12 protein-coding genes are annotated in these 12,306 nt (G+C 66.4%); 4 read left to right on the top strand and 8 right to left on the bottom strand.

Going from position 1 to position 12,306, the window contains the following annotated elements; genetic code table 11:
• Positions 1-110: 110 nt before the first annotated feature.
• The 7 genes from ATB98_RS24900 to ATB98_RS24870 all read right to left on the bottom strand — a co-directional run bounded on the left by ATB98_RS24900 (position 111) and on the right by ATB98_RS24870 (position 7,150).
• On the bottom strand, positions 111-1,280 hold the full coding sequence (locus ATB98_RS24900) for a zinc-dependent alcohol dehydrogenase (protein WP_066878579.1): 1,170 nt from the start codon (positions 1,278-1,280) through the stop codon (positions 111-113).
• Between the two features lie 65 nt (positions 1,281-1,345).
• On the bottom strand, positions 1,346-2,329 hold the full coding sequence (locus ATB98_RS24895) for an SDR family oxidoreductase (RefSeq protein ID WP_066878577.1): 984 nt from the start codon (positions 2,327-2,329) through the stop codon (positions 1,346-1,348).
• Between the two features lie 178 nt (positions 2,330-2,507).
• Positions 2,508-3,200 carry a BON domain-containing protein gene (locus ATB98_RS24890; RefSeq protein ID WP_066878575.1) on the bottom strand — a complete coding sequence of 231 codons (693 nt, stop codon included), beginning with the start codon at positions 3,198-3,200 and terminating at the stop codon, positions 2,508-2,510.
• 158 nt (positions 3,201-3,358) lie between these two features.
• Positions 3,359-4,177 carry an N-formylglutamate amidohydrolase gene (locus ATB98_RS24885; protein ID WP_066878573.1) on the bottom strand — a complete coding sequence of 273 codons (819 nt, stop codon included), beginning with the start codon at positions 4,175-4,177 and terminating at the stop codon, positions 3,359-3,361.
• Positions 4,174-5,535, bottom strand: a complete 1,362-nt coding sequence (locus ATB98_RS24880) for a glutamine synthetase family protein (protein WP_084435796.1) — start codon at positions 5,533-5,535, stop codon at positions 4,174-4,176. The genes ATB98_RS24885 and ATB98_RS24880 overlap by 4 nt, the downstream gene beginning before the upstream one ends.
• Positions 5,536-5,562: 27 nt before the next feature.
• Positions 5,563-6,225 carry an isochorismatase family cysteine hydrolase gene (locus ATB98_RS24875; protein WP_084435794.1) on the bottom strand — a complete coding sequence of 221 codons (663 nt, stop codon included), beginning with the start codon at positions 6,223-6,225 and terminating at the stop codon, positions 5,563-5,565.
• A 46-nt stretch (positions 6,226-6,271) separates the two neighbouring features.
• On the bottom strand, positions 6,272-7,150 hold the full coding sequence (locus tag ATB98_RS24870) for a MurR/RpiR family transcriptional regulator (RefSeq protein ID WP_066878572.1): 879 nt from the start codon (positions 7,148-7,150) through the stop codon (positions 6,272-6,274).
• 180 nt (positions 7,151-7,330) lie between these two features.
• Between ATB98_RS24870 and ATB98_RS24865 the strand changes: the two genes are divergently transcribed.
• The 4 genes from ATB98_RS24865 to ATB98_RS24850 all read left to right on the top strand — a co-directional run bounded on the left by ATB98_RS24865 (position 7,331) and on the right by ATB98_RS24850 (position 12,138).
• A complete protein-coding gene (locus ATB98_RS24865) occupies positions 7,331-9,202 on the top strand; it encodes a branched-chain amino acid ABC transporter ATP-binding protein/permease (protein ID WP_066878570.1) in 1,872 nt (623 codons plus the stop codon).
• Between the two features lie 23 nt (positions 9,203-9,225).
• Positions 9,226-10,389: an ABC transporter substrate-binding protein gene (locus ATB98_RS24860; protein WP_066878568.1), complete on the top strand. Its 1,164-nt coding sequence runs from the start codon at positions 9,226-9,228 to the stop codon at positions 10,387-10,389.
• Positions 10,390-10,483: 94 nt separating this feature from the next.
• Positions 10,484-11,221 carry an ABC transporter ATP-binding protein gene (locus ATB98_RS24855; RefSeq protein WP_066878566.1) on the top strand — a complete coding sequence of 246 codons (738 nt, stop codon included), beginning with the start codon at positions 10,484-10,486 and terminating at the stop codon, positions 11,219-11,221.
• Between the two features lie 29 nt (positions 11,222-11,250).
• Positions 11,251-12,138 (top strand): branched-chain amino acid ABC transporter permease, encoded by an 888-nt coding sequence (locus ATB98_RS24850; protein WP_174551918.1) that lies wholly within the window; start codon positions 11,251-11,253, stop codon positions 12,136-12,138.
• Between the two features lie 32 nt (positions 12,139-12,170).
• Here the strand turns inward: ATB98_RS24850 and ATB98_RS24845 are convergent.
• Positions 12,171-12,306 (bottom strand): aldehyde dehydrogenase family protein (locus ATB98_RS24845; RefSeq protein ID WP_157111034.1); only part of this gene is annotated, 136 nt, incomplete at its 5' end.

Here is a 12,306-nt window from a genome sequence, read left to right as displayed (position 1 = left end):
TCCTCCTGATCGTGAAGTCCATGTAACGCTGTCATTAAAAATCGGTTCCGTCGAAACGGCGGAGATGTGTGCAGAGCGGCAAGGAGCGTGCGTCGGCCACGGCGCTTGGATCAGGGTTTCAGCACGACCTTGATGCAGCCGTCCGTCCTTTCGCTGAACGTCTTGTAGAGCTCCGGTCCGTCCTCGAGGCTGCCCCTATGGGTGATGACGAAGGACGGATCGATCTCGCCATCGGCTATGCGCCGGAGAAGCGAGGGCAGATAGCGCTGCACCGGCGTTTGCGCCATGCGGAAGGTCAGCCCGCGATTGATCGCCGAACCGAAGGGTATCTTGTCAAGATAGCCGCCATACACGCCGACGATGGCAACGGTGCCGAAGTTCCTGCAGCAATGGATGGCCTGGCGAAGGACGTGCGGGCGGTCGGTGGCGAGATAGGTGGCGACCTTCACGCGGTCGACGAAGGAATCGAGGCTGGCCCAGCCATCGGCCTCGGTCCCGACCGCATCGATGCAGGCGTCCGCCCCGCGGCCATGGGTCATCTCCATGATGCGCTCATAGATATCCTCCTTCCTGAAGTCGAGCGTGGTCGCGCCGGCCGATTCCGCAAGCCGCAACCGTTCAGGCACGGTATCGATGGCGATTATCCGTTCCGCCCCGAGCAGGAAAGCAGAGCGGATCGCCATCTGACCGACGGGACCGCAGCCCCAGATCGCGATCGTGTCGCCGGGCTCGATGCCGCAGAATTCGGCCGCCATGTATCCGGTTGGAAAAATATCCGAAAGGAACAGCACCTGGTCGTCGGCGAGTTCTTCCGGCACCTTGATTGGACCGACATCCGCATGGGGCACGCGCAGATACTCCGCCTGGCCGCCCCGGTAGCCGCCGAGAAGATGCGAATAGCCGAACAGGCCGGCAGGCGAATTGCCCCAGAGCTTCATCGCCTTGGCGCGATCCGGATTGGTTCGCTCGCAGGCGGAATGAAAGCCCCGCTGACAGAAGAAGCACTCGCCGCAGGCGATGGTGAAAGGCACCACGACGCGGTCCCCGACCTTAAGCCCGGTCGTCGCCCTGCCGACCTCAACCACCTCGCCCATGGCCTCGTGACCGATCACGTCGCCATGCTGCATCGACGGGATCAGGCCGTTGTAGATGTGCAGGTCCGAACCGCAGATCGCGCAGTTCGTGACCTTGATGATGGCATCGCGTTCGTCCTCGATCTCGGGGTCGGGGACAGTCTCGCAGCGGATGTCGCCCTTGCCGTTCCAGGTCAAGGCTTTCATCTCGGGTCTCCTGTGCTCTCCTGCCGCCGCGGGCACCTTGCAAAGCCGGCCCGCGTCCTTGCAAATCAGCTCCGGCGATACGATGTCCGGGCCATGCTGCCAACGGCAACCGCCAATGCCAGGCCGACGACCGCGGCAGCGGCAATGGCCGCGATCGGCGCTCTCCGCCTGGAGCGCAGGCCGCCCTCGACACCGCCGGCGATTGCCGGCGCCCTGAACAGATTGCCACTGGTCGCCGCCGCCCGTGGCGCTCGCTCGAGATAGCGGAGAGTGCCGCGGGCGAGCAGGCGCGAGGTGAGATTGGGAGCAAGGAAATGGGCGAGACGCGCCAGGTCCGCGACGGCGCCTATCGTGACGGAGGGACGCGGATGCTCGACGAGGCGGACGATCGTGCGCGCCGCGCGACGCGCGTCGTAGACCGGCGGGGGCGCGTTGAGCCTGTGGCCGGTATAGTTCGCGCTATGCGCGATGCCCGGCGTGTCCATGAAGGTGGGATAGACGTCGCAGATGTGAATGTCGGGCTTGTTGGCGAGTTCGGCACGCAGCGCTTCGGAAAAACCTCTAAGGCCGAACTTGCTGGCGCTGTAGGCTGCCGCATAGGGCGTCGGCGCGAAGCCGCCAAGCGAGATCATGTTGATGAAGATGCCGTGACCCTGTTTCAGAAAGACCGGGATGGCGGCATGGGCATCGTTGAAGTGGCCGATCAGGTTCGTGCGGATCACCCGCTCATGGGCCTCGATCGGCGTTTCCTCGAAACGCCCGACCGCGCCGACGCCCACATTGCTGAACCACACGTCTATGCCGCCGAAGCTCAAAGCCTTATCCGCCACGCGCCTGACGGCATCGCTGTCCGTGACGTCGGTCGGCGCGACCAGAACCTCCGCCCCGAGTTCACGACAGGATTTCGCCACGGCTTGCAGCGCACCCGCGTCGCGGGCGACAAGCACGAGCTTCGATCCGCGCCGTGCGAATTCTTCCGCCGTCGCCTGTCCGACGCCGGACGAAGCACCGGTGATCACGACGACCGCATCTTTCAGCGCTTTCCTCATCACGCATCTCCGTCTCCGAGGGGTGCCGGTGAAACCGCGCGCCGGTCGATATGTTCCGCAGGTTGCGCGCGGCCGAGGCTGTCCTCTCCGCCGGGCGCGCTTGACTCGCGTCCGTCCGCCAGGGCCTGGCGAAAAGCGAGAGCGGCGGGCCCCGATGAAGGAGCCCCGTCCGAGCCGATCAGGTCGTGCCGCCGGTCCAGCCCGGAGAACTTCCGGTCGTTCCCGATGTCCGGACGCGGATGTTGTTTTGAACATGCGTGACGCCGGAGACATCTTCGGCGCAGTCCTCGGCGCGGCGTTTGGCCCATCTGGAGTCGACGAAACCGCTGAGCAGAACCTCGCCGTTGGCGGCGGAAACCTCGATGTCGGATGCGTCGAGCGCTCCGTCGTCACTCAGTCGGTCGCTCACGTCCTCCTGGATCCGGCTGTCGGAACGGGTATAGCCCTTCGGTCCCTTGCCGCGATGCTGGTCCATGCGGCGCCTGCGCTCTGCCTCCTCGTCGCCGAACCATGAGGCGACTTCGTCGCCGGCGCGCTCGAAGAAGCCGCGCTCCTGCCGATGTTCCGGTCCGCGTTCCCGTCCATAGGGGGCATAGGGCGATCGTTCATAGGGATATTCCGGTCCGTAATCGCCGAACATCCGCCCGCGATTCCAGTAGCCGTAGTCCTCGCCCATGCGGCGATAGGGACCGGCGCGTCCCGGCTCGGCATCCGGAAAATATTCCGAGTTCTCGTAGTCGGCGCCCCGCGGCTCGACATTTCCTGCGAAGCGCCGCCGCGCCCGCCTTTCCTCGTCGCCGTACCAATCGCTGCCGGACCCGCGGGAACGCCAATCGGCGTCGTCCCGCCTCCATTCCTTCCTCCTGCCCATCGGTTGCTCCTTTCCTCGGGGTTAGCGTTCGCCAAACCGCCGAGAGGGCGCTCGGTTCCGAAGCGCGCAGAGAAAGGATTCGCAAGCCGGAATGGCTGGTGCGCTTGCCGGGGTGAGGGCCGGTCGAGGCGCTCGTCCGCGCGGGCGCCGCCTCGACCTCACCGGGCGGCGCCGACGATGCTGGATTCGAGATGGCGCGCCAGGCGCTCGCCCCAGGCGGCGACCCCTTCGGCCGTGTCGATCAGGTCGTGCCGGACCTCGAGAAGTACGCCCGGCAGCTTTCGCGCGTCGGCGTGCACCGGAACCGTGTAGTCTTCCTCCGGATGGATGCTGTAGGGCTCGTTGTCGCCGATCGTCAGTTCCCTGTCCTCGCTCAGCCCGCGGATCAGAGCCTGCGCGAATTCGACCGCCTGGCCATAGAGAATGCCGGCATGCCAGGGGCGCTGCCTGCCGAAATAGACCGGCGTGAAACTATGGACCCCGACGACGAAGGGCCGTTGTCCCTCCCCCTCGATGAGGTCCAGCCGGCGCGCAACCGCTTCGGCGAAAGGCTTGAACAGGGTGTCGACCCTCTGCGCGCGTTCGGCTTCGCTCAAGTCCCGGTTCGCCGGGATTTCCGTCGTCTCGCTGACCTCCGGAATGAAGGACGGTGCCGTGAGCGGCCGGTTGCAGTCGACGACGAGCCGCGAATAATTGGTGAAGAACAGCGGCGCGTCGAGGCTGAGGCTCAAGCGCCGTGCAAGGGCCAGCGCCCCGATGTCCCAGGCGATGTGCCGCTGGCGCTCATGCCGTGGCAGTCCCAGGTCGCCGAGCGCCCGCGGGATGCGGTTGGAGGCGTGCTCGCATAAGAGGAGGATCGGTGCCGCGCCGTCCGGATTGAAGACGGCATAGGGCGGCGGCTCGTCGATCGCCAGCAGCGGCTGGCGCGGGTCGTGGCGGGGCTGGTCGGCGCCCTCGAGGGCCATTGGCGAAGTCATCGAACGGGTCCTCGGTAGACGGCCGCGTAGCGGGCGCAGAGCTCGTCCGGGGAAAGCCCGGCGACGATCTCGATCTCCTTGCGCTTCATCGCGAGGTAGCAGTCGAGGAAATCCCTGGCGAACCAGCCGGTGACGACCCCGTCTCCGGCAAGCGTGTCGAGCGCTTCCCCGAGGCTCGACGGCAGGCGGCGGATGCCCAGCCTCTCCTGCTCTTCCGCCGGCAGTCCGGACGGGTCGGAATTGACGAGCGGCGGCGGCTCGAGCCCGGCCTTGATGCCCTCGAGGCCGGCCCGGAGCAGGACCGCGAGCGCCAGATGCGGGCTGGCGCAGGCGTCCGCCGCCCGGTACTCCATGTTGAACTGGCGGGCGGGGTTGCTTCCGGGCAGATCGAGCGTCGGGCAGATGCGGAGGGTTGCCTCGCGGTTCTTCTCGCCGAGGCAGGTATAGGCCGCGCTCCAGTGATGCGGCACGAGGCGCAGATAGGAGAGGACCGAGGGCGCGGTGAAGGCGACGAGCGCCGGCAGATGCCGGATCACGCCGGCGGCAAAGGCGCCGGCGACCTCGGAGAGCCGGCCCGGGCGGGACGCATCGAAGGTCACCGGATTGCCCTCGCGATCGGTGAAGCTCACATGCAGGTGCACGCCGTTGCCGACACCGTCCGGGCTGGTCTTCGGAGCGAAGCTCGCCTGCCAGCCGAAGAGCGCCGCAACCTCCTTGGTGACGACCCGGATCGTCGCGCCGCGGTCGGCGGCGGCCAGCGCATCGGTCGCCCTGCAGGTGATCTCGAACTGGTCCCTGCCATATTCCGGCAGGAACATTTCGGGCTCGGCGCCGGCCTCCTCCAGTGCCTTCATCAGGAGCGGCCCGAACGGATCGGCACGGCGCTGGGCACGCAGGCTGAAGGAAGGCGCTTCGGGCCAGTCGACGCCGATGAGCTGGAACTCCTGCTCGACGGCGGCGACGACCTTCAGGCCCGCCTCGCGTTCGAACGCATCGAGCGTGCGCTTCAGAAAACCGCGGACGCAGCACTCCCACGGGTTTCCGCCGAGATCGGTGATGTCCGCGTGATAAAAAGTGAGCGGCGTGACGTCGGGCAGACAGGTCACGCGCGCCTCGCTCCGCGCATCGGCGATGAGCCGCAAGTCGCCCGCCGAGCCCCAGGGATTGGCTTCGGCGATTGCGTCGAAAGGCGTCAGCGCCAGATTGGCGGGCACCCAGCCGACGCCCTTCCTCAAGTATTCGTCGATGTGCCTGGCGGCGAAGCTGCGTCCGCGCGTGATGCCGGCAATGTCTGTCGTGACGAAGGTCGCGAGTTCCGTAAGGTCGGACAGCGCCCTCTGCTTTGTCGTCCCGGTCATGGGTTCCCTCTCGTTGTGATTGGCGCCTCAGGCCTGGCGCAGGGCGTGCAACCGGCTTACGACGGTATGCGTGTCGGTGGTCCAGCAATAGCCGGCATAGGCAGCAAGCGCCGCGTCGTGGCGTTCCTGGCTGTAGGTCGCGCAGGCGTCGGCAACGACGGTGACGAGATAGCCGCGGTCGGCCGCATCGCGTACGGCCATGTCGACGCACTGGTCGGTGATGACCCCCGCGACGATCAGGTAGCGGGTGTTCAGGTTGCGCAGCACATAGTCGATATTGGTCGAGTTGAAGACGCCGGACGAGGTCTTCGGCAGCACGATCTCGTTGTCGATCGGCGCGAGCTCGGGAATGACCTGCCCGTCCGGCGCACCCTTCGGCACATGCATGGAGGAGAGCTTGTGATCGAGCGAGCGATCGCGGCCGTCGAGCGTCAGGCTTTCGATGACCGTATGCAGGACGTTGCAATCGGCCTGCCGCGCCGCATCGAGGATCCGCACCTGGTTCGGGATCACCGTCTGGCGCAGACGCCGGTGATAATAGCTGTCGGCGACCTGCGGATGGGTCGGATCGAGACCGGGCTCGCACCAGATGCGCTGCATGTCCACGAAGAGCAGCGACGTGCGGCCGCGCTCATAGTCGCTGTCGCGCCTCAGCCTGTCGTCCCCGACCCTCACTGTAACGGCACTCATTCGAAGTCTCCTCGGGTTCCCGTGTCTGGCCCTGCGGCAGCGAGCATCACTCGTCCGCGGCGGACGGATTGAAGGCGTCCTCAGTGATCGCATAGCTGCGCCTCAGTTCCTCGATTCGCCGGATGCGGGCGCGCGAATCGCCGGCGAGCCGGCCCGTCAAAGCCGCGACCAGCGCTTCGGTCTGGGCGACGGCCGGCACCATTGTGTCGTAGGGCGAAACGGTATCGACCGGGACCGTCAGGGTAACATCCGCAAAATCGGCGATCGGCGAAAGCCAGCGATCGGTGAAGAGCACGATCCGCGCGCCTTGCGCCGAGGCCTGCCGGGCAAAGCGGATCGTGTCGTTCTGGTAACGGCGGTAATCATAGACGAACAGCACATCGCGCTTGCCGAGATCGACGAGATGGTCGACCTGGTCGGCGCGACTGCCGTTGATCCAGCGCGTGTCGCCGCGCAGCTGCTTCATGTGCGACCAGAGCAGCCCGGCGAGAAAGCCGCTGAACCGGCCGCCGAGGCAATGGATCCGGGCGTTCATGTCGGCCGCCGCCTCGACGGCCGCCTCGAAGTCCCGCGACGGCAGCATCTGCATCGAGGATTCGAGCGCGTGAATGCTGGCGCGCAGGAAATGCTGGTAGAAATTCTCCTGCTCCGGTGACGGCCGCCGCTCATCCAGCATCGACAGCGGCGAGCTCATTCGCTCCTGCACCTCGTCGAGCAGCGCCTTCTGGAACTCGGGATAGCCCTCGAAGCCGAGCTTGCTGGCGAAGCGCACGACGGTCGGGTTGCTGACGCCGGCGGAGGCGGCGAGATGCGCGACGGTGTTCAAGCCGGCCGCCGGATAGTTCGACAGGAGCTGGCGCACGATCTTCAACTCCGATCGCGTGAAGGCGATCGCTCCATCCGTCAGCCGGTCCCGAATTGCCACGATTGCTGCCTCCCCAAGAAAACTGGCTGCACTCACAATCTAACGTTTGTTTCACAATTGCAATAGCATATTGTTGTTTGAAACAAGATTGACATTCATCCCAGATGCGATAACGTTCATCTCGGGAACCGGCCCGAGACAACAAGACCACGGGGCCGAAACAATTCGGGGAGAGTACGGATGGTGCGCGTCAGGCGAGAAACCGTCGTCGGCATTCTTGTAACGTCGCTACCGCTGCTGCTGGCGGCCCTCGTCGCGTCGCTGTTCTTTCCGGGCAGCGGCGAACGGCTGGTGACGCTCTTCATGATCAACGTCATCGCCGTGCTCGGCATCGGCATCTATGCCGGCAATTCGGGGATCGTTTCCTTCGGCCATGTCGGCTTCATGGCGATCGGCGCCTATGCGTCGGGCCTTCTGACCATCAACCCCATCGTCCAGAAGACGGCACTGCCGCACCTGCCGGACTGGCTCGCCGGCATCGGCATGCCGTTCCTGCCGGCGCTTGCGATCGCGCTCCTGATCGTCGCCGCCGTCGCCGTCCTGATCGGCATTCCCGTCGCCCGGCTCGGTGGCTCCTCGGCCTCGATCGCCACGCTCGGCTTCCTGGTGATCGTGCATGTCGTGCTCGTGGCTTCGGGCGACTTCACCCGCGGCAGCCAGACATTCTTCGGCATCCCGCGCGCCGTCGATCTCTGGGTGGCGCTGCCCTTCGCGATCGCCGCCGTCGCCATTGCGCGGGCCTACCGCGACTCGAGCGCGGGGCTGAAGCTCAGGGCCTCACGCGAGGACGAGATCGCCTCGACGGCGGTCGGCGTCAACGTCAGGCTTCACCGTTTCGTCGCCTGGGTCGTCGGCGCCGTGCTCGCCGGGGCGGCCGGCGCCCTGCTCGCGCATTTCCTCGGCGCCTTCTCGCCAAAGGACTTCTATTTCAACCTGACCTTCGTGCTGCTCGCGATGCTGATCCTTGGCGGCATCACCACGGTCTCGGGCGCCGTCGGCGGTACCGCGGTGATCATGGTCATCATCGAACTGCTCCGCAAGCTCGAGGGCGGGGTCGATCTCGGCGCCATTGCGCTTCCGACCGTCTTCGGCCTCACCGACATCGGCATCGGCATCGCGATTCTCGTCGTCATGTACCGGCTTCGCGACGGCCTCTTCGGCGTGCGCGAACTCGACGAGCGTCTCTCCTGGCTGAGCCGCTTCGCAGCGGAAGCGAAATCCGCGCCGGCGGAGACGCCCGCGCCCGCCGCAGCGACAGCCGGCACGCTCCGCGTCGACAATCTCGGCAAGACATTCGCCGGCCTCGTGGCGCTGGAAAAGGCCGATTTCGAGGTCAGGCCCGGCCTGGTCACCGGCCTCATCGGGCCGAACGGCGCCGGCAAGTCGACGCTGATCAACAGCGTTTCCGGCATCGTCCCGCCCTCGACCGGCCGGGTGATGATCGACGGCATCGACGTGGCATCGCTGCCCGTCCATGCGGTTCCCGCCGCGGGCCTCGCCCGCACCTTCCAGAACATCCGCCTCTTCAGGAACCTGACGGTGCTCGAGAACGTCACCGTGGCGGCAAGCGCTTTCAAGGATAGAGTCGATCCGCGCGAACGTGCCCGCCAGGCGCTCGCCGAAATCGGCCTCGACCGCTTCTCCGACCGGCTCGCCGGTACGCTGTCCTACGGGGCGCAGCGGCGCCTGGAGATCGCCCGGGCGCTGGCGCTGAAGCCGCGCTACCTCCTGCTCGACGAGCCGGCCGCCGGCATGAACTCGGCCGAGACGCAGGAGCTCATGTACGTGCTCGACCGGATCCGCTCGAAACATCGCCTCGGCCTGCTCCTCGTCGAGCACGACCTGAAGCTCATCATGCGGCTTTGCGATGTGGTCGTCGTCCTCAACAAGGGCCAGCAGATCGCCATCGGCACGCCCGCCGAGATTCAGGCCAACCCCGCGGTCGTCGAGGCCTATATCGGCCGCCGCCGCTCATCCCGGCAGACGCAGCCCGACCCGCTCGAGGCCGGCGGCCTCATGCCCGGCGCTGCCGGTCTTCACCATCCAGCCTAATGACGAAAGAGGGAACTCAACGGATGAAATCGCACCTCAAGGCCCTGTGTTTCACGACCGCGCTTGGCGGCCTCGCATTGTCACCGCTGCCGGCGCTTGCGGAAGAGCTCGTGATCGGGCTCGCGACCGCCCAGACCGGCGCGCTTGCGCCCTACGACCAGCCCTCGCTCAAGGGCCTGGAGATGGCCGTCGAGGAGATCAACGCCGGCGGCGGCGCGGCCGGCAAGTTCCCGATCAAGCTCGTCGCCAAGGACACGCGCTCGGACGCGGCGCAGACCGCGCTCGTCGCACAGGAACTGGTCGACGAAGGCGTCAAGATCATGATCACGCCCTGTGACGCCGACCCCTCGATCGCCGCCGGCCAGGTGACGCAAGCCGCGCAGATACCGGCCTTCTCCTTCTGCGCCACCACGCCGACCATGCCGCTCGCCGTTGGCGACTTCATGTTCGGCAACTACCCGGCCGACAACGTCCAGGCGGCGGTGCTCGCGGCTTACGCATCCGAGAAGGGCTACAAGCGAGCCTATATCCTGAAGTCGCCGGACAGTGCCTATACGCTGAAGCTTCCGGAGTATTTCGCAGCCGCCTTCACGGCCAAGGGTGGCGAGCTCGTCGGCGAAGGCACCTTCAGCATGGGCCAGCAGGACTTCGGCGCCGAGGTCACCAAGATCAAGGCGATGACCCCCGCGCCGGACGTCATCATGACCTCGGCCTACGAGCCCGATTTCCCGGCCTTCATCCGGCAATTGCGCGGCGCCGGCGTGACGATCCCGATCCTCGGCAGTGACGGCATCGATTCGCCGACGACCTTCGGGCTCGGCGCCCTGGTCGACGGCGTGGTCTTCACGACGGCGGGGTTTGCGGCGGAAGGCAGCCCGCTCGCCGACTTCAACGTCAAGTACAAGGAGAAGTTCGGGCAGGCACCGGATACGGTCTACATCGCCAACGGCTATGATCTCGGCAAGGTCATCGACGCGGCGGTGACGGCGGCCGACAGCACCGACCCCGTCGCCATCCGCAACGCCATCGCGTCGCTCGAGAACGTCGAGGGCGTGACAGGCCCGATCAGTTATGCCGGCACGCAGGGCATGCCGCTGCGCTCGGTGTCGCTGGTGAAGATCGAAAGCGGCGCACGGGCGTTGATCAGCCAGGGCGCTCCCGACCCGAGCGAAATTCCGGCTCCCTGATCGGGGGCTCGTGTCGCCGGCCGGCTCGGCCGACCGGCGACGAGGCGAGGCTTTATCGGTCCCTAGAGGGGATCCGCGATGGCAGGACTGCCCAATGATGACGAATGCAATCCCCTCTTCGGGACACCTGCTTGAGGTCAGCGGCCTCCGGGTCGCCTATGGCGCCGTCGAGGCGCTGAAAGGCGTCGATCTCACGGTCGGCAAGGGCCAGATCGTGACGCTGCTCGGCGCCAACGGAGCGGGCAAGAGCTCGACCCTCAATGCGCTCGTCGGCCTCGCCGCCAAGAAGGCGGGCCGCGTCGTCTTCGACGGGCACGATATTTCCGGTCTCGCGCCGGAACAGATCGTCCGGTGCGGGATGACCTTGACGCCGGAAGGGCGGCGCATCTTCCCGAGCCTGACGGTGGACGAGCATCTCATGCTCGGCGGCGCCATGCACAAGGCGCGCGGCAATATCGCCGAGGTGCGGGAAGACATGCTGGAGCGCTTCCCCATCCTCAAGGAACGGCTCGGCCAGAAAGCCGGGTCGCTTTCCGGCGGCGAACAGCAGATGCTGGCGATCGCCCGCGCGATGATGTCGTCCCCAGACCTGCTTCTGCTCGACGAGCCCTCGCTCGGACTGGCGCCGCAGGTGGTGGACCTGATCTTCGACCTGATCGCCGGCTTGCGCCAGCGCGGCCTCACCATTCTCCTGGTCGAGCAGAACGTCTCGCTTTCGCTCGACATCGCCGATGCCGGCTATGTCATGGCAAACGGCCGCGTCGTGCTTGCGGGCACGGCGGCCGAGCTCCGCAACTCATCGGAAATCCGGGGCGCCTATCTCGGCGCCTGAAGCACAGGACGAACGAGGAAGTCAGATCGATGGATATGTTCCTGCAGCAACTCGTCAATGCGCTGAGCCTCGGCGGCACCTATGCGCTCCTCGCCCTCGGCCTTGCCGTCGTCTTCTCGATCATGGGGCTGATCAACTTCGCCCATGGCGAGCTGATGACCGCCGCCGGCTACGGGCTTTGCTTCGCCGTCCTTGCGGGCCTTTCCCTGCCGGTCGCAATCGCTGGCGCCCTGGCCATCGCGATCGTGCTCGCCATGCTGATGGAGCGGATCGCCTTCCGCCCGGTGCGGGGCGCGAGCGGCACCACCCTGCTTTTGACGAGCTTCGCCGTCAGCGCCATCCTCCTCGTCGCCTTCCAGAACTTCATCTCCGCCCGGCCGAAACCGGTGCCGATGCCCGAGAGCTTTTCGGGGACGATCGAGATCGTCGGCCTGCACCTCGGCGTCATTCAGGCGACCTCCATTCTCGTGACGATCGTCATGCTCGTCGGGCTGAACCTGTTCCTGCGCACGACCGTCCTCGGACGGGCGATGCGCGCGGCCGCGGAGGATTTCGCCATCGTCCGGCTGATGGGCATTCGCGCCAACGCCGTGGTTGCAACCGCCTTCGCGATATCGGGGCTGCTCGCCGGCGTCGCCGGCATCCTCTGGGTGGCGCAGCGCGGCAGCGTCGATCCGCTGATGGGCTTTCTCCCGGTGCTGAAAGCCTTCATCGCCGCGATCATCGGCGGCCTCGGCAGCCTCTCCGGTGCCGTCGCCGGCGGCTTCCTCCTCGGCTTCATCGAAGTCTTCCTGCAAGCCTATCTGCCGGAGGACCTCATCAGCTACCGCGATGCCTTCACGATCCTGCTCGTCATTAGCGTGCTGCTCTTCGCACCGCAGGGACTGCTTGCCCGCAAGACGATCGTCAAGCTCTGAGGACGAGCGGGTTCGCCTGCACCCCCTGCTCGTCAAGCCAGCGTGTACGCGGTCTTGACGGTCGTGTAGAATTCGGCGGCGTATCTGCCCTGCTCGCGCGGGCCGTAGGACGAGCCCTTGCGGCCGCCGAACGGCACGTGGAAATCGACGCCGGCCGTCGGCAGGTTG

Source organism: Sinorhizobium saheli (genome assembly GCF_001651875.1).
GTDB lineage: Bacteria > Pseudomonadota > Alphaproteobacteria > Rhizobiales > Rhizobiaceae > Sinorhizobium > Sinorhizobium saheli.
This window is presented reverse-complemented; position numbering and strand designations above follow the sequence as displayed.

Bases quoted from the DNA above. Each gene is read 5' to 3' on its own strand.
- ATB98_RS24900 (WP_066878579.1), bottom strand. From the start codon at position 1,280: ATGAAAGCCTTGACCTGGAACGGCAAGGGCGACATCCGCTGCGAGACT.
- ATB98_RS24885 (WP_066878573.1), bottom strand. From the start codon at position 4,177: ATGACTTCGCCAATGGCCCTCGAGGGCGCCGACCAGCCCCGCCACGAC.
- ATB98_RS24865 (WP_066878570.1), top strand. From the start codon at position 7,331: ATGGTGCGCGTCAGGCGAGAAACCGTCGTCGGCATTCTTGTAACGTCG.
- ATB98_RS24860 (WP_066878568.1), top strand. From the start codon at position 9,226: ATGAAATCGCACCTCAAGGCCCTGTGTTTCACGACCGCGCTTGGCGGC.
- ATB98_RS24880 (WP_084435796.1), bottom strand. From the start codon at position 5,535: ATGACCGGGACGACAAAGCAGAGGGCGCTGTCCGACCTTACGGAACTC.
- ATB98_RS24855 (WP_066878566.1), top strand. From the start codon at position 10,484: ATGATGACGAATGCAATCCCCTCTTCGGGACACCTGCTTGAGGTCAGC.
- ATB98_RS24850 (WP_174551918.1), top strand. From the start codon at position 11,251: ATGGATATGTTCCTGCAGCAACTCGTCAATGCGCTGAGCCTCGGCGGC.
- ATB98_RS24895 (WP_066878577.1), bottom strand. From the start codon at position 2,329: ATGAGGAAAGCGCTGAAAGATGCGGTCGTCGTGATCACCGGTGCTTCG.
- ATB98_RS24875 (WP_084435794.1), bottom strand. From the start codon at position 6,225: ATGAGTGCCGTTACAGTGAGGGTCGGGGACGACAGGCTGAGGCGCGAC.
- ATB98_RS24890 (WP_066878575.1), bottom strand. From the start codon at position 3,200: ATGGGCAGGAGGAAGGAATGGAGGCGGGACGACGCCGATTGGCGTTCC.